Here is a 17555-nt window from a genome sequence, read left to right as displayed (position 1 = left end):
TCGCTATGCTTTTCTAATGTAGCTTATGCCAGTTCCCGGTATTCCTGCGGTGTCATGTCGAATTTATCACGGAAAACCTTAATGAAATATTGCGAATTGGAATAGCCGAGCTTATCGGAAATTTCATAAACTTTATCGCTGGAATGGCGAAGCAAGTAGATGGCAAGATCCATTTTAACTCCGAGAATGTATTCACTTAGACTAATGCCCTTTAGTTGCTTGAACAGCTTGGATACATAGACCGGATGCAGCCCAACATGATCGGCTATCGACTGAAGGCTGAGCGTAGGCAAGTGAGCGGAAACAAAAACCTGAATGGCTTGAATAACGGCATTTTGCTCGTTGAGGGATTGCTCCTCCAGCCTTGTGCGAAGTGTATTGCACAGCTCCTTCGCCCATTCAATCAGTTGGGTTACCGATCGAAACATCAGCCTATAAACCAACTCTTGTCCAACCAGATCGGATAACAGCGAATGATTTTTATGCGCGATATAATGAAAGGCGGACATTAGCAGGCTTCTGATCTCTTCTAGATGCTCCTCCGTTTGCTCGGATAAGGAAGAATAGGCCGTTTCGATTTGCCGCAAGCGCTCCTCGAAGGCCTCCCATTGTCCCAGCTCTAGCAAATGATTGAGCGCTGGAGGCTCATAAAGCACATGCAGCGAGCGAATGAACACAGCCTGTGGCTGATCCGAAAGCGATAGAAAATACCCGCTTCCCTTGCCAACCTGCTTCTTCAAAGCCGAGGTAGCATGCTCATACATGCCGCGAATGTCCTGCTGAAGCTTGCCCGGAGAGGCAAGAATGACCGAAATGCCTCCCTTCAAATATTCGTTGACATTGTGATGGAGCTGAAGCGAGCGGTGTTTGAGCAGCTTATTCAGAAAATCGGTCGTAGGCAGTACTTCAGCCTGCTTGGGTCGCAGCAGAAAAACAAGATAGTCGTAGCTGTCCCGACAATGCCAGATATCAAAGCTGTCCTCAAACAGCTCACAGGCAATATTGGTTACTGCATATTCGAAGAGCTGCAGGCTGTTCAAGCTGTAGCGGGTGAACTGCTCCTCCAGACGAACGAGTACCAAAAATACGTGATCCCCATCGCGAAAAGCGAGCTGGTAGCCTGACAGCCTCTCATTTAAGGTTTCCGTGCTAAAACGAGTTCCCTGAATCAGCTGATTCAGCAGCTTGTCTTTTAATGAAGGCAGATGCTCGCGAAATGTAATCATTGCTTGCTCATAGGAGGCTGCTTTCTCAAGCTGAAGCTCGATTAGACGTATCGTTTTTGTCAGACAGACGGCAAGCTTTTCCTGATCTAGAGGCTTAATTAAATATTCAACAACCCCTTGCTCAATTGCTTCTCTCGCATATTCAAATTCCGCAAAGCCGGTCAGCAAAATGCAGGGGATGCTTCTCCCGCGCTCTCTAACTTGTTTTATTAGCTCCAATCCATTCATGCCAGGCATGGCAATGTCAGTAATGACAATGTCAATGGACTGGCTGTCAATGATTTGGAGCGCCTCTATACCTGAATAGGCTTTATGAATTTTATCTATCCCATAGTCGCTCCATGGGAAAGCGATTTCCAAATCATCAATTACATAAGATTCATCATCAACTAACAATATTTGCAGCATGCTTTTCCTCCAGTTTTTGAATGGTAATGATATAGCAGGTGCCGCCTGACGGAGGAAGCTGTAACGCTAGCCCTGAGCTTTTGCCAAAATAAAGCCGCAGCCGTTGGTTGACGTTACGAATGCCAGTCCCAATGGCATCCTCCGCATGATGCATAAACTCCTCCATATGCTTACCAATGACGGTCAGCCGATCCTCGCTTATACCTACTCCGTTATCCCTGATATAAATGCGAATTTCCTGATCGTCTTCCTCGGCTTGGATTTCTATAAGCCCGGGATGTAAGGAAGGCTCAATTCCGTGCTTAATGCAGTTTTCAACCAGCGGCTGAAGAATCATTCTGGGTATGCGAATGAATGATAGGCTTCCGTCAACTTCAATCGTGAAGTTGATCGATTTTTTTCGCATATGCATGATGGAAAGATAATGTTTAACAAAATTCAACTCCTCTTGAAGCGTAGAGTCGATATCTTCGATTTTGTTAATGTAACGGCAGTAAGAAGCGAGCTCCAGCGTCATTGCTGTCACCGCAGCGTGATCTTTTATGCTGGCTTTGCTCTGGATGTAATTTAGACAGTTATACAGAAAATGAGGATTAATTTGTGCTTGGTATTGCTTAAGCCTCGCCTCCTGAATGGATAAGTCGCCTAGCAGCACCTGCTCAATGAGAAACTGGGTATGCTCGGCCATTCGGTTGAAGGAATTCCCCAGCATGCCAAATTCTTTCGTATGCAAGGACCCGACCCGGCTGGAATAATCGCCGCGATCAAAGCGGTCTATCGCTTTTCTCAGGCCTATAATGGGCGTACGTACTTGATTGTGAAGAATGAGGCTGTATATAAGCGATATAAGCAGCAGCGCGACAAGGGCGATAACGAACAGTGTATTATTTCGTGAAATCGGCTTAATGAGCTGGGTAATCGGATGATAGTCAATAAAATAAAGCTCCAGCATGTCCAGCTTCATATAGCTGAGCAAATATTCCGTTTGATTTTCCTCCAAGGTGATGAAGCCGCTGTGTCCTTTGATGAGCGGAAGAATTCGGCTGTCGGCATTCGCCAAGGCGGATGACTCGTCATTGCGGATCGACACCGATTGATGAGCGTCGTAAAGCAGCGGCGTTCCCGAGAGGTATTGATTCATCATTTTCCGCAAATTGTCGAGTGAAATTCTAGTCTCAATATACAGCGGTCCGAGATGGCCTTTGGTTAAATGGGAATAGTAACCCTCTCCATCCGCTTCCATATGGATTGTCCACTGATTAAGCGGTTCATCCGGAAGCTCAAATTTTTGGAATGAGAAGCTGGGATCAGAGGATACGGTTTCCCTCTGGTCGGGATAATATAAAATAACGGTATTGTTCCAGGAGGTAGAAGCACTGTTTAAAGCAAGCTTGTCAATAATGGCGAGCTTCAACTCATATTTTGCATAATCATCACCCCGCTCCAACACATACGGGTAACTGCGTACCGTCTGATCCTCCGACAAAATGATTGCATTCATTAAAATTTGTTCAAACTGGTTGGATAGCTGAGAGGTCATGAATTTCACCTCGCCAAGCTTGTTTTTGCGCAGCTCGGATTGAATATCCTTTACATTAAGCTGATAAATCCACCAGAAGATAATGACGATAGACAAAAACATCAGCATTAAGCCGAGCGCCAGCTTTTGAAAAATTGAAAAACCGCCCTTTGCGGCCTGTCCTCTCAACATGCTATTTCTCCCCTGCGTCTGAATGATCTTTCTTCCATTATACCTATAAAATGCAGACAAATAGGTGGCAGCTATATAGCCTTTTTCATTTTCTTTTTGAAGGGGTAAGAAACACGCGCAAGGATAATCATAAAAAGTGACATTGTTTTCAATGAAACGAGGGAAGGAAAGCGCTAAACAAACGCAATATACTTAAATTAGTTGATAAGGAAATGGGGATTGGAGCAACTTAAGCTTCTAAGTCATCCATTTTTTTCTGTGGGGCAGAACAGGGACTCATCATCACCTATATCGAATTGGAGGTTTTTACATTGACGAGAAACATACAGGATATCGTAGCTCAAATGACGCTGGAGGAAAAGGCAGGACTTTGCTCGGGTTTGGACTTCTGGCATTTGAAAGGTGTCGAGCGTCTAGGCGTACCTTCCATTATAGTAACGGATGGACCACACGGCTTGCGTAAGCAGCAAACAGGTGCGGATCATCTGGGAATTTTCGACAGCGTACCGGCAACCTGCTTCCCTTCCGCTGCAGGACTTGCCTGCTCATGGGATGAAGAGCTGATTGGTAAAGTCGGCGTCGCGCTTGGTGAAGAATGCCAGGCTGAAGATGTTGCCGTCTTGCTTGGGCCAGGCGTGAACATTAAGCGTTCCCCACTATGTGGACGCAATTTCGAATATTTTTCTGAAGATCCGTTTTTGTCCTCCGAGATGGCGGCAGGCCATATCAACGGTGTACAAAGCCAAGGCGTCGGAACGTCGCTGAAGCATTTTGCGGTAAACAATCAGGAGCATCGCCGGATGTCGACCGATGCGGTCGTAGATGAGCGCACGCTTCGCGAAATTTATTTGGCAAGCTTCGAGGGCGCAGTGAAAAAAGCGCAGCCTTGGACAGTTATGTGCTCGTACAACCAAGTAAATGGCGCATTTGCTTCCGAGAATGTAAAGCTGCTTACGGATATTTTGAAGGATGAGTGGGGTCATGAAGGTTTTGTCGTTTCCGATTGGGGCGCAGTTAATGAGCGTGACCTATCGCTTGCGGCAGGCATGGAGCTGGAAATGCCCGCAAGCAACGGCGTAGGCGAGAAAAAAGTACTTGATGCGATCGGCAATGGAACTTTGACTGAGGAAGCGCTGGATCGTGCCGTAACTCGTCTGCTTCGCATTATTTTCAAATCGGTGGATGAGAAAGTCAAGGATGCTACGTATGACAAAAACGCGCATCACCAATTGGCAAGAACGGTTGCTAGCGAGAGCATGGTATTGCTGAAAAATAAAAACGGCTTGCTTCCACTTGCGAAAAACAGCCGTGTAGCGGTTATCGGCGCTTTCGCCGAGAAACCAAGATTCCAAGGCGGCGGCAGCTCCCATATCGTACCGACAAAGCTGGATAACCCAGTTGAAGAAATTAAAGCGCTCGTTAGCGATGCATCGGCTGTTGTTTATGCGCAAGGCTATCACGCAGGTGATGATGCGCTTGATGAAGCGCTGATCGAAGAAGCGAAGCGTGCTGCAAGCGAGGCGGAGGTTGCTGTTATTTTTGCCGGCCTGCCTGATCGTTATGAATCAGAAGGCTATGATCGCGAACACCTTAACCTGCCTGAAAATCAAAATAAGCTGATCGAAGCGGTTGCCAGCGTTCAAAGCCGCGTCGTAGTTGTGTTACTCAATGGATCGGCAGTGCTGCTGCCATGGCTGGATCAAGTAGATGCTGTGCTTGAAGGTTATCTTGGCGGTCAAGCTGTTGGCGGAGCCGTAGCAGATTTGCTGTTCGGAGAAGTGAATCCATCCGGCAAGCTGGCAGAGACGTTCCCGCTGAAGCTGAGCGATAATCCTTCATTCCTGAACTTCCCGGGCGAAGGCGACCGCGTTGAATACAAAGAAGGCATTTTCGTAGGCTACCGTTATTATGACAAAAAGGAACTAGATGTTCTGTTCCCGTTTGGATTTGGTCTGAGCTACACGACGTTTGCTTACAGTGATTTGTTGCTAAGCGCGGCCAGCATCAAGGATACAGACGAGGTTGAAGTAACGGTTAACGTAACCAATACAGGCAGCGTAGCAGGCAAAGAGGTTGTACAGCTTTATGTGAAGGATGTTGCAAGCACGGTCATTCGCCCAGAGAAAGAGCTGAAAGGCTTTAAGAAGGTTGCACTCGCACCTGGCGAGACAAAGACGGTAAGCTTTGTGCTGAATAAGCGCTCTTTCGCCTACTACAATGTAGATATTAAGGATTGGCATGTGGAAAGCGGCGAATTCGCGATTTTGGTGGGACATTCCTCGCAGGAAATCGTTCTTGAAGCGACACTTGCAGTTGAATCTACTGTTAAATTGAAAAAGCATTATTCGCAAAATACGACGCTTGGCGATCTGTATAACAACGAAGAAGCAACGGCTATTCTGCAGCCATATATGAAGAAATTCCAAGAAAACAGCCCGCTCACCAGCGTAGATGAAGATGATGCTCATGCGGAAATGATGGTTAAAATGATGCAATACATGCCGCTTCGCAACTTGATGGCATTCGGTGGCGATGCCTTCACCAAAGACATGCTTGACCAATTAATTGTAGAGTTGAACAGCTTATAAATTAGCGTTAAAGCCAGGTACATGAGGAGAATATGCGATGAGTGCGAATCAAACAGCAAGTGGCGTTCAAGACGACGCGTACCACAAAGTAAGATGGTCGGAACGTATTGGTTATGGTTTTGGTGATGCAGCCAGCAACCTTATCTTCACAGGAGCGGCAACGTTTCTAACGTATTATTATACGGACGTCATGGGACTTGCCGCAGGCGCAATCGGAACGATGATGCTGATTGCCCGTATATTGGATGCCTTCCTTGACGTCGGTGTAGGGGCATTGGTAGACAAAACGAAAAACAAGCATGGTAAAGCACGTCCATGGCTGCTATGGATGATGATCCCGTTTGCCGCTTCAGGCGTACTGCTCTTTACATTCCCGGATGTAGGACCAGGCGGAGCCCTCGTCTATGCCTATGTCACTTATTTGCTCATGAACTTTATTTACTCGTTCATTAACATTCCTTATGGGGTGTTGAATTCGCTTATTACGCAAGACGGCTACCAGCGCTCGGTGCTCAACATCGTTCGTATGCTTGGTGCGCTTGCAGGGGCAATCGGTGTCAGCTTCGCGACTCAGCCGCTGGTACAAGCATTTGGCGGCGGGGAAAAAGGCTGGATTTTAACCTTCTCCCTGTATGGCGTTCTGTCGCTCTTTATGTTCTACATCACTTTTAAATCGACGCGTGAGCGCGTAAAGCCATCCGTGTCCCAAAAAGAAATTCCTTTCAAGCAAGGCTTGGGAGCGTTATTCCGCAACAAATACTGGGGGATTATGCTGATGTTTGCTGTCGTTGTTTATACAAACAACGGCATGAGTGGATTGAACATTTATTACGCACAATATTTGCTGAAGGATGCTGGATTGCTGGGTATTCTCAGCTTTGCCGGATTGATTCCAATTGCAATTGGTTTGTTCTTGATTGCTCCGATTATTAAAAAGTATGGTAAACGGAACGTTGCAATTGTCGGAAGCTTTATTATGATTTTAGGCTCGCTAGTCGTATTGATTGATCCAACGAATGTAACCTTTGTTATTCTTGGTTTGGTAATCAAGGCGCTCGGTATGACGCCAATCATTGGTACGATTTTTGCCATGCTGGCCGATACCGTAGAATACGGCGAATGGAAAACAGGCGTACGTACAGAAGGACTCGTATACAGTGCAGGAAGCTTTGGTACAAAAGCAGGCAGTGGTCTTGGCGCAGCCATTATTGGCTGGGGGCTGGCGATTGGCGGCTATATCGGCGGACAAGAATCGATTAGCTCTACCGCAAGCGGTGCAATTCACTTCATGTTTATTTACTTGCCGATTATTTTGGCGGTTATCCAGATTGTCATCCTGTATTTCCATAAGCTCGATAAATTGTATCCGCAAATTGTTGCTGATCTGAAGGCTGTTAAAAAAGGTTAATAAGAGGTAATAAACAATTATTTTATAAGTTGAACGTAAGAAAGCGATGGGGAGTGGAGCAACGGAGAGAAAGGTTGGAACTGGAGAGAGCGATAGCGTCCGCCTTTGTTTTCAGATTTCATCCTCAAAGAGGAATAAAAGAAAGAAATCAGAAAACAACAGCGGCTGGAAGTCCAACCTTTCTCGCAGTTGCGATCATAGCCCCATGCTAATCAATTGTTCAACTTATACAGAATGAAAGGTGCTGGAAAACGATGAAATCACATGACACGTTAACGAAACAAAATGGCTTTAATGTGTTGTTTGCGAAAGAATTCACGACGCTTGCATCTTCTTTCGAATCCGAGATCCGCGTCATTTGGCAAGCGAAAAACATTATTTCCGATGGCAAAAGCATTTTGGGCTTAATGGCGCTTGATATTATGAAGGGCACTCCGATTAAGCTTACTGCTGAAGGTCCAGATGAGGATCAGGCGATTGAGAAATTGGCTGCTTTATTCGAGAGCCACGAATAAGGAAAGCACGCGGTTAGCAAAGCAGAGAAAATAGTATAGTAAATAAACCATAAAAGCAGGGAGAGGAAAACCTCACTCTGCTTTTTTTATTGAATTCAATTGAAATCGAATGACAATTATATTTTTTAAATTAATCATTGTTTAATATGGTCGAAAAGGGCATTTATTATTAAAAAATTGCATCCGTTTAATTGTGTCAGATGTTTGAAAACTGTGCTATTATTATCGGAAAGCACCCAAAAGCAGCGCCCCCACTATAGGGGCTGTTTTTATATAGAGAAATCATGAGTGGTATTGCCTTGTTGCAGCGGTCGTTCGCCACATCACGATGCAAGATAGCGTAGAGAGGGATGAAGGTCATCATGGCAGTGTTTCAGTATAATCCGGAGCGTCCCTTTCGTGATAGTCCGGATATGTATTTGCTTTATTGGGGCAAAGAGGCATGTAAGCCTTGCCATCTCGTAGGACCGATTGTTAGGGAAAACTTTAAAATGCATTTTATCCATAGAGGAAAAGGGACTGTGAAGGTGGCGGGCAAAACCTATACGCTGACAGCCGGACAAGCATTCCTCATTTATCCGCAGGTGCTCATTTCCTATGAATCGGACGAGGAGGACCCTTGGACGTATTCCTGGATCGGTTTTTTTGGAGAGCAGGCGGCCCAAATTATCGCTCGGACATCGATTACACCAGAAAACCCCATATTTCCCATGGATATGAAGCTGATGCCAACGTTGTATGATCAGTTAACGGAAGCGGTCGCCCACCGTTCCAGCAGTGATTTGCGCCTTCAAGCTATTTTGTATGAGTTTTTATCGCTGCTTGTCGAGTTCGTTCCTTTAACGGACAGCAATAGCAGCAATGCCGCGCGCAAGCAGGAAGTTTACATTCACCGAAGCATGGAGTTTCTACACGCCCATTACAGTGAAAGAATTACGATGGAGCAGCTTGCTGATGTGCTCGGTCTGGATCGCAAATATTTGTCTTTTCTGTTCAAAGAGGCTGTAGGCATGCCGCCACAGCAGTATTTGCTTAACTATCGCATGAATAAAGCCTGTGAGCTGCTTGGCAAGGGCATATACAGCATTAGTGAGGTGGCGCGTTCCGTAGGGTATCAAGATGCGCTGCTTTTTTCTAAAATGTTCAAAAAGGTAAAGGGAACACCTCCGCGTAATTTTGAATAGCTCATTAAAAAAGACATTATTCCATAAATATCATCCTTGCTGACATAGGATTCATAGTCGTTTCCCGCTACAATAGGTTTATATTCAACCTGAGGGGGAACAAATGAATGAGCTATTTGGCAAGTCATAATCGATATGACACTATGACATATAATCGCAGTGGAAGAAGCGGACTGAAGCTGCCCGCTATTTCGTTAGGGCTGTGGCATAATTTTGGCGGTATTGATTCGTTAGAGAAAGGCAGAGAAATGGTTAGACGGGCATTCGACCTCGGAATAACACATTTCGACCTGGCGAATAACTACGGCCCACCTCCGGGCTCAGCTGAGCAAACGTTCGGCAGCATTTTGAAAGCGGACTTTGCAGCTTACCGCGATGAGTTGATCATTTCGACTAAAGCCGGTTACGGCATGTGGGAAGGGCCTTATGGCGATTTTGGCTCCAAAAAATATCTGGTGTCCAGCCTTGACCAAAGCTTGAAGCGGATGGGACTCGATTATGTTGATATATTCTATCATCACCGTCCAGATCCAAATACGCCGCTGGAAGAAACGATGGCTGCGCTTGACCTGATTGTGCGCCAAGGCAAGGCGCTGTATGTCGGCCTGTCCAACTATAAGCCGGAGCAGACGCGTGAGGCATCGCGCATTTTGAAGCAGCTGGGCACACCTTGTCTGATTCACCAGCCAAGCTACTCAATGATTAATCGCCATGTTGAGGATGGCTTGCTGGACGTGCTGGACGAGGAGGGTATTGGCTCCATCGTATTTTCCCCGCTTGCGAAGGGCATGCTGAGCGATCGCTATTTGAATGGCATTGCTCCGGATTCGCGCGCAGCTGGACCGAGCGTGTTTTTGCGCCCAGAGGAAATTACCGATGAGCTTATCGCTAAGCTGCGCCAATTGAATGAACTGGCGGCTGGCCGTGGCCAGAAGCTGTCGCAAATGGCACTCGCATGGGTGCTGCGTGGCGGCCGCGTGACTTCTGCGCTTATTGGGGCAAGTAAAGTCAGCCAGATTGAGGATGCCGTTCAGGCGCTTGCTGTTGCTCATTTCACCGATGAAGAGCTGACGCTGATCGATCAGATTTTGCAATAGGCATAGGGAGATGAGGCAATGGCTATAAAGGCGCAAGCATTCATCCGTCGAGTGCTGCTGACGCTTAAGGCACATCTTGTAGAGGATGCCGATGGTGTCTATTATGAGCGTTTCCTTCATGCGGACAAGCAGGCAGGCCGAACTGATGTTTATGGAACGGCGGATGCCGCCAATCTGTTATACACGGTTAACGGAATGCCGGAGCTGGAGGCGGATAAAGCCGCCTGGGTAAAGGAACTGCAAAGCTTTCAGGAGCAAGGCAGCGGCATGTTCCGCGGGCTTTACCATAATGAGCTGCATAGCGCGGCTTTCGCAATATCGGCTCTAGAGCTTTTTGATGGAAAGCCACTCTATCCGCTTCAGCAATTTGCAGCCTATAGAAGCAAAGAGGGGCTTTACGAATTGCTGGAGCAGCTGGATTGGGTACAGCAGCCTTGGGGAGAATCGCAGAAGGGTTCTGGCGTCTTCGCAAGTCTGGTGCTCGCGCAGGAAGTAGACTCTGCGTGGGAAACCTGGTACTTCGACTGGTTGAAGGAGCAGGCAGATCCGGCAACGGGCTTGTGGCGTAAAGGCTGCATTGTCGATGGAGATGGCGAGCTGCGCGGTGCGCCGCTGTTTCATCATTTGGCCGGCAGCTTTCATTACCTGTTTAATATGGCTTATCGCAATCAGCCGATTCCTTATGTGGAGGCGCTGGTCGATACTTGCATCGCCTTGTTCCGCAGCGAGCAGTGGGAGCAGCCGAAGGAGCAGCTTTCTTTTTTCGAAATCGATTGGGTATATGTCCTGGGCTGCTGCTTGAAGCAAACCGATTATCGGCGGGATGAAGTGCTGGCTGTTATTCGGGAATCGGCAGCACCGTTCCTTGCCTATATCGAGAAACTGGGCGAACAATCGCCAGCAGAGCCGTTTGAAGACCTGCATTCGCTATGCGGCGCCGTAAGCGGCCTTGCCGTCATTCAACAGCTGGCACCCGAGCTTGTCCTTACTGATCGCCCGCTCCAGCTTGTATTGGATCGCAGGCCGTTCATCTAACGGTTTGTCTATTGAGCTTATAATTTTTTTTATGTTTCGGTTTCCTCTACGACATTTTGTGAAGACTTCCGAAAATTTTGTGGAAAAAAAGAGAGACGAATGCATAGTGCCGTGAAACCTTTGGAAAATGGGTTTCACGGCTTTTTTACATTCTTTATTGAAAAAAAACTTGATGAGCAGGAGTTGAGTTTGACTCTTGCTTTTGTTTATCAAGCAAGCGGGAGTAAATAACGAAGAAATAGAATTGTGAGAGAAGTTGCAAATGTATCTATTAATCCAGTTTGAAAAACTTTAAAAATTTTGGGATTTGTGGTAAGATTATGGAGGTCTTTCGCGATTTTACTTTCAGTTAAGAAAACTAAAAAGATGATTAGGAGCGTGTAATAATGACAAGATTTCGTAAGAAAATTAGCTTTTTACTACTGTGTCTTGTAATAGTATTACCTACAATCGCTTCAGCAAGCACCAATAGTGGGGATAGTGCTGTAAGCGCTCTAGATGAGAGTGCATTCTATGACGCAGCAGGAAATATAATTGAGGTGTTAGAAGAATCTGATGGTACAATCGTAGTTTATATTAATGGCGTATTGGACCATAGTGCAAAAACAGACTTAACTACGGGTACAGTTGAGTCGACGGAATATATCGATCCCACTGGGAAACAAGATAAGCACAGCATGATAGCAAACGGCAAGAAAGAGAAAAATATTGATAAAGATAAAATAGGCATGCAAGAAAAAAAGACTATTTATAAAATAGACGATCTTATTAAAGAAGATGTTGTTGTTGATCCAACTGTAGACGTAGCAGAGAAACTAGAAGCTGCAAGTTTAATTTCGGCAGCAGCCTATGACCCAATCTATACCTACCCTCCAACATGGCCTTATAACCAAGGATATACCTATAGAAATACTTATAATAATGATCAAAGGCAAATGTACGCGCATGGTTATTATAAGAATGAGGCACCGACATACACTTCTTCCCAGAAGGTAAGTTTTTTAAGAAGTACCTCAATTGGGGTTGGAGTTTCACTAATTATCGCATTATTTTCTGGTCCGGTAACTGTTGCTGTAGCTACAGGTGCTATTATAGCCTGCATAGGTGCTTGGATATTAGATGGATATTTCACCAAGGATGTGGATGTCAATGTGCATATAAAAATAGAGTGGGAGAGTTGGTTAGCTATCGTTAATGCGAATTCCTATTATGCACAACAAGGTACCCAATATCTTAGAGTAATGAATCAGTCCGGTCCAGGAGAATCAACTAGAGAAATAGGTGGAAAGGTGGGCTTTATTGGGAATTTTACTGAATTCTTAAGACAAAGCTCATGGAATTAGTATCATGGGAACAGGCAATAACACATTTAACCACATGAAATCGAAAGGTAGAACCTACAATTTTGTGATTCAGCCTATGCTGACCTCAGGGGTTTCAACCATTTTTGTAGTCGGCGCTCAATACTTGTTCATGTGGTTCGATTATGGACAATTATTCGCGAATGAGTTATTTGCGAAGGGCATTCAATCAGGATGGTATGTTATTCTGTCCCTATTTATAGTAATGTATACTGCACTAGCCATTATAAACGTAATCAGATGGGAATATCATAAGAGAAAATCGAACTAAAACTTATAGCAGCCGCGTCACACACCGCCGAAGAAGCCTCTCGATTATCGAGAGGCTTCTTCAAGCATAAAACAACATATCGCAAGGCGTCTGCACAGCTATGCCGCAGGGCATGATCCTGGTCACATTCTAAATTGGGGATAGGCTTTTTTATGAAGAAAGTGATACATTACCCTTCGTAATAATAGCGGCGATCTGTTCCTCGCTGCTGTAGATCGTCTGTTTCTTATCCAAAATGCCTTGCTGCAGCGTCAGCAGTTTAGCGAAGGAGCGCGAAGCTGCTGCGGCATCGCCTTTCTTCACGGACTGGGTCAATAGCTTGCCTTCGGCCGTTATAAGCTTGCGGCTGCTGGATATGCTGCTTTTGGCGGAACGGATCTTAATGCGCTGCGAGGAAGCTGTCTCTAATATGGCGCGTGTCTGCTTCGCTTTCAGCACTGTGGAGGCCTTAAGCTTGCTGTAGGCCTCGGTTTTATTCTTAATATCCAGCTTGGCGAGCTGGACGGCTTGCTTCGTTTGCGCCAGCTGTGCCTTCAGCACGGCATTCAGCTCCTTGCTTTGCAGCAGCTTGGCGGCTTCCTGCTGCTTTCGCAGCGAAGCATACAGGTCAAAGAGCGGCTGATAGCGCTCCTTCGTCTGCTTAACGTCAGCCGCCAACTGGGCAAGCTTCTCCTCATTCAACTGCTTGATGCGCTGCCGGATGGCAACAAGCGCTTCTTCATTGCGATAGTGGCTGGCGGTGATTTTCCCCTCCCAAGTGTCTTCCTGCTGCTGGGCGGACAGCAGGCTGTCGTATTGCTTCTTGAGCTGGGAGGCTGACGCAGAGTCGGTACTAGCGGTCAGCTTGTCGAAGGCTGTCTGAACGGTGGGCGAAAAGGGCAAGATCGATGTGGCAGCGGTCGAAACAGATGGCAGCGTCAAAAATAAGGATAATGCGATAAGGCTGGTAAATAGATGCAGCGGCTTGAAAATAAACAATGTGGAGCCCTCCTTTAAAATGATGGAAATCAAGCACAAAAGAAAAGACGTTGAAGGGCAGCGATAGAGGGCATAGTCCCGAATGTACGCAAAAAAGCACCCGCAAGAAGGACGCCTGAGGCGTCTTCTCTTACGGGTGCTTCCATCGTAAGCCGCTGCTATTCAAATAATTATTTCCAAATATACTAAAAGGAAGGCCATTCGTCAAGCTCTTTCGGAAGGGCTGTTCCCCCTGCCCATTCTCCTGTATGATAATAGGAAAAGAGACGAAAGGGAGGAAGCGGCGAATGAATGTACCTATAGGCGTTTGGATTTTTGCCGGAATAATCGTTATTTTACTGACATGGATGACACTTTGGGTAACGAAAAAAGCGTATTCGAAAAAATGGGACGATTCCGATCAGGATATAGGGACGTAGATCGACGAGCCCACAATTTCACAAGGAGTGTGCGTCACAAGTCAAACGTCGCAATAGCCTTTCCTTAAGCTAAGGCTGAAATTTCAGCAGCTCAGGATCGATGGCAGGAACGAGCCCTTCCTGCGCAGCGCGGTTCAGCAGCGTCGTAATTGCCTCATATCCGCTATCGCCAAGGTTGGCAGTGAAGTCATTCACGTATAGATCAATGTGCGCCTTCGCAACGGCCGCGTCCATCTCTTGGGCATGCTGCATGACGTATTCGCGAGGCGCCTCGGGATTTGCCCATGCATAAGCGACTGAAGCCTGAATCCACTTCGTAATGGCAGGCAGATCGAGCGAGCGGCGGGCGATGATGGCTCCGAGCGGTATAGGCAGTCCCGTGTCGGATTCCCACCAGCTGCCCAGATCCGTCATCATGGATAGGCCAAAGCTTGGGTACGTGAAACGCGCCTCATGAATGACGAGGCCAGCATCAATATGTCCGTCGCGAACGGCAGGCATAATTTCATGGAATGGCATGATGACGATATCGCCTACCCCTCCTGGAACGTGCTTAGCGGCCCAAAGCCTGAACAGCAAATAAGCAGTGGAACGGTCGCTTGGCACCGCTACGCGTTTGCCTGACAACGCTGCCGCATCTGTGCGGGTTCCGGCTGTCAAGACGAGCGGGCCACAGCCTCTGCCGAGCGCTCCGCCGCACGGAAGCAGGGCATAATCTTCCAGCACCCATGGGAGGGCAGCGTAGGAAACTTTCAGCACATCAAGCGGGCTGTCGCCACTGGCTGCCAGACGATTGGTGATGTCGATATCGGCATACGTAATCTCCAGCTCTGGAGCATCCGGGATAAGCCCATGCGCCCAAGCGTGAAAGACGAAAGTATCATTCGGACATGGAGAAAAAGCGATTTTCATACAAGCACCTCCAATAGTGTGGAGCCCGCAGCTTCCAAAGCCTGCAAAGCTTCGCCAATTCGCCATGCGCTGCGGTCCCTTGGGCCGACAGCATTCGAAATGGCGCGTATTTCAAGAACGGGAATGCCGAAGCTTTGTGCAGCTGTTGCAACGCCAAAGCCCTCCATCGCTTCAGCTGCGGCGCGAGGAAAGCGCTCACTCAGCACCTGGGCGGTAGCGGCAGTTCCGGTGACGGTAGACAACGTTAAAATGGGAGCCAGCGCTGCAGCAAGCCCAGCCTGAGCAAGTGCTGCGGCAATAGCTGCGGCTCGTACATTGGCCGCGATTGTAGAAGAACCGAAGCCGAGTGTGTCCAGACTGCTGAAGCCGTCTTGTGTCTCTGCTCCGAGATCGGCGGCAATGATAGCATCGGCAATGACGAGCGAGCCTACGGCCGCCCGGCCTTCGAATCCTCCGGCGATGCCCATGCAAATGACAAGATCGTAGCTGCCCCGTGTGAGAGCAAGTGTCGTGCGGACAGCGGCTTCCGCTGGGCCAACTCCGGCTTCTGTCACATGAAAGCGCGGGTTGTTTTGTAAGCCCCGACACACCGCATCCTTCTCGGCAGTAACGGGGGTCATAATTAAAATATTTGGGCCAGCATCCATCAGGTGCAATCTCCTTTAACGGAAAAATTTCGCACCATCATGCGGGAGCAGATTGCATCTACGGCCGCATAATGCTGCGAAAAGCTAGGGTTAATGCTTTTTCCAAGCTTATTACTTAATTATAGTACGGTTGCAGACGTAAGGAAAGGCGAGCGCTTTCCCGGCTGCGGGCCATGAACGAGCCGCTGACAAGCGGCTATTTGCGTTTCATTTCAAAAAACTCGCATTGCTCCCGGGAAAAATAAGTAATATCGCTGACGCTTGTTTGAATGACGACCTGCGTATCGTCGAAACGGACGATGTTTCCGCCAGAGCACACAATATAATCATTTTCAAAGACGCGCAGCCGAAGCTCCCGCTGAAGAGCCTCCTCGAAATCCGCATCCGTTATCAATTTACGGTTTATCGCCATCCTCAGACTCCTTTGCCCATTAAAATTAAACCTTATAAAAGCGGTATGCCCTAGCGCTATGATAGACCAGCTAGCGGCCCGTTGCAACAATGTGCCTCATATTCAGCCGTTTATTCAAATGGGATAAAAACCGCCTTAACAGCACTTGGTTTGTGCGTTGACTGCTAGTACAATAGGAGGGAAAGCTTTAATGCGGGAAAGCTGGCAAGGCAAGCGGCAAGCGGCAAGCTTCGCTGTCATAACGTCGGCCATTACACGCAGCGGGGCAGGTCCCGCTAATTTGAAGGAGGAATATAAATCGTGTCTGTACATAATGAACGAGTTGTCGTATTTGTCGGGTCCTATGCAGAGGCTGCGGCAAGCGGCGTATATGCGTACGCTTTTGATGAAAAGGAAGGCAAGCTTTCGCTGCTGGATGAAGTATCCGGCCTTAAAAATCCTACGTTTCTGAATGTGGATATTCCAAGCAAGAGGCTGTACGCCATTGCAGAAGGAGTATCCGCAGAAGGCGCCAAAGTCGGCGATGCTGTAGCTTTTGCCATCGATACGGATAAAACAGAATTGACCGAGCTTAACCGCAGCGAAGCCATTACGGCTCCGGCTTGCCACATTCAACGCGATCCATCCAATCGCTACTTGCTGCTGTCAAGCTACCACGGCGGCAGAATCAGCCTTGTTGCGCTGACGGACAATGGCGAGGTGGGAGAGCTGCTGGATATCGCTCAGCATACGGGAGTCGGCCAGCACCCAGAGCGCCAAAATCAGCCGCATCCCCACAGCATCCAATTCAGCCCGGACGGCCGCTACCTGTTCTCGCCGGATCTGGGCATTGACCGCATTATGGCTTATCGCATTGATAATCAAGCGCACAAGCTGGTTTTCCATGGGGAGACATTGCTTCATGCAGGCGCTGGCCCGAGGCATATGGCTTTTCACCCGAATGGGCAATTTGCTTATGTTATTAATGAGGTAGATTCGACGATTACTGCGTTCCGTTACGATGCTGAGGCAGGCAGGCTTGCGACGCTGGCAACCGTTCCAACACTGCCGTCTGATTTTGATGGTGAAAATACATGTGCTGAAATTGCCGTCTCCGAGGATGGCAAATATGTATATGGCTCGAATCGCGGGCACGACAGCTTCGTAGTGTACGCCATTAATGAAGCAGACGGCAAGCTTACCCTTGCTGGTCATGTGCCGATTGAGGGCGAGCATCCACGCCATTTTGCTTTTGTGCCGGGCGGCCAATATATAATCGCGGCTAACCGCGATACGAATAATTTGGCTGTATTCCGCATAGATGTGGCAACAGGGCTGCCTGTGTATACCGGACATTCCGTTACGGTATCTGGGCCCGTGTATGTGCAGCCGGTGTTAGTCTAA

General features: G+C 47.6%; 15 protein-coding genes. 9 read left to right on the top strand and 6 right to left on the bottom strand.

The window, feature by feature from the left end; translation table 11 throughout:
* Positions 1-23: 23 nt before the first annotated feature.
* Both ACSR9A_RS09370 and ACSR9A_RS09365 read right to left on the bottom strand, forming a co-directional pair.
* On the bottom strand, positions 24-1634 hold the full coding sequence (locus ACSR9A_RS09370) for a response regulator (RefSeq protein WP_473756899.1): 1611 nt from the start codon (positions 1632-1634) through the stop codon (positions 24-26).
* Positions 1612-3345, bottom strand: a complete 1734-nt coding sequence (locus ACSR9A_RS09365) for a sensor histidine kinase (RefSeq protein WP_473756898.1) — start codon at positions 3343-3345, stop codon at positions 1612-1614. The genes ACSR9A_RS09370 and ACSR9A_RS09365 overlap by 23 nt, the downstream gene beginning before the upstream one ends.
* A 311-nt stretch (positions 3346-3656) precedes the next feature.
* Here ACSR9A_RS09365 and ACSR9A_RS09360 point away from each other — a divergent pair, with 311 nt between their 5' ends.
* From ACSR9A_RS09360 to ACSR9A_RS09330, 7 genes are all read left to right on the top strand, one after another.
* Complete coding sequence (locus ACSR9A_RS09360; RefSeq protein WP_473756897.1) at positions 3657-5933, top strand: glycoside hydrolase family 3 C-terminal domain-containing protein; 2277 nt, start codon at positions 3657-3659, stop codon at positions 5931-5933.
* Between the two features lie 37 nt (positions 5934-5970).
* Entirely contained in the window at positions 5971-7341 is a 1371-nt protein-coding gene (locus tag ACSR9A_RS09355; protein WP_473756896.1) for an MFS transporter, read from the top strand.
* A 254-nt stretch (positions 7342-7595) separates the two neighbouring features.
* Positions 7596-7856 (top strand): HPr family phosphocarrier protein, encoded by a 261-nt coding sequence (locus ACSR9A_RS09350; RefSeq protein WP_341280646.1) that lies wholly within the window; start codon positions 7596-7598, stop codon positions 7854-7856.
* Between the two features lie 362 nt (positions 7857-8218).
* Complete coding sequence (locus ACSR9A_RS09345) at positions 8219-9040, top strand: AraC family transcriptional regulator (protein ID WP_473756895.1); 822 nt, start codon at positions 8219-8221, stop codon at positions 9038-9040.
* Between the two features lie 107 nt (positions 9041-9147).
* Positions 9148-10137, top strand: coding sequence for an L-glyceraldehyde 3-phosphate reductase (mgrA, locus tag ACSR9A_RS09340; protein ID WP_473756893.1), 990 nt, complete (start codon positions 9148-9150; stop codon positions 10135-10137).
* An 18-nt stretch (positions 10138-10155) separates the two neighbouring features.
* Complete coding sequence (locus ACSR9A_RS09335; RefSeq protein ID WP_473756892.1) at positions 10156-11172, top strand: hypothetical protein; 1017 nt, start codon at positions 10156-10158, stop codon at positions 11170-11172.
* Positions 11173-11558: 386 nt separating this feature from the next.
* Positions 11559-12515 (top strand): hypothetical protein, encoded by a 957-nt coding sequence (locus ACSR9A_RS09330; protein WP_473756890.1) that lies wholly within the window; start codon positions 11559-11561, stop codon positions 12513-12515.
* Between the two features lie 439 nt (positions 12516-12954).
* Here ACSR9A_RS09330 and ACSR9A_RS09325 read toward each other — a convergent pair whose 3' ends face one another.
* Positions 12955-13782 carry a hypothetical protein gene (locus ACSR9A_RS09325; RefSeq protein ID WP_473756889.1) on the bottom strand — a complete coding sequence of 276 codons (828 nt, stop codon included), beginning with the start codon at positions 13780-13782 and terminating at the stop codon, positions 12955-12957.
* 287 nt (positions 13783-14069) lie between these two features.
* On the opposite strand from ACSR9A_RS09325, the gene ACSR9A_RS09320 reads away from it, so the two are divergent.
* On the top strand, positions 14070-14201 hold the full coding sequence (locus ACSR9A_RS09320; RefSeq protein ID WP_341280652.1) for a hypothetical protein: 132 nt from the start codon (positions 14070-14072) through the stop codon (positions 14199-14201).
* Between the two features lie 69 nt (positions 14202-14270).
* On the opposite strand, the gene ACSR9A_RS09315 is transcribed toward ACSR9A_RS09320, so the two are convergent.
* The 3 genes from ACSR9A_RS09315 to ACSR9A_RS09305 all read right to left on the bottom strand — a co-directional run bounded on the left by ACSR9A_RS09315 (position 14271) and on the right by ACSR9A_RS09305 (position 16172).
* The gene (locus tag ACSR9A_RS09315) at positions 14271-15113 is read right to left on the bottom strand and encodes a 1,4-dihydroxy-6-naphtoate synthase (protein ID WP_473756888.1); all 843 of its coding nucleotides are present in this window, start codon (positions 15111-15113) and stop codon (positions 14271-14273) included.
* Complete coding sequence (locus tag ACSR9A_RS09310; RefSeq protein ID WP_473756887.1) at positions 15110-15760, bottom strand: futalosine hydrolase; 651 nt, start codon at positions 15758-15760, stop codon at positions 15110-15112. Before ACSR9A_RS09310 ends, ACSR9A_RS09315 begins: the two co-directional genes overlap by 4 nt.
* A 196-nt stretch (positions 15761-15956) precedes the next feature.
* Positions 15957-16172, bottom strand: a complete 216-nt coding sequence (locus tag ACSR9A_RS09305; RefSeq protein WP_341280655.1) for a hypothetical protein — start codon at positions 16170-16172, stop codon at positions 15957-15959.
* Positions 16173-16472: 300 nt separating this feature from the next.
* Between ACSR9A_RS09305 and ACSR9A_RS09300 the strand changes: the two genes are divergently transcribed.
* Positions 16473-17555 carry a lactonase family protein gene (locus ACSR9A_RS09300; RefSeq protein ID WP_473756886.1) on the top strand — a complete coding sequence of 361 codons (1083 nt, stop codon included), beginning with the start codon at positions 16473-16475 and terminating at the stop codon, positions 17553-17555.

This window comes from Paenibacillus sp. R-74696, from assembly GCF_055814915.1.
Note: the sequence above shows the minus strand (reverse complement) of the source record. Positions and strands in the feature narration are given on the sequence as shown.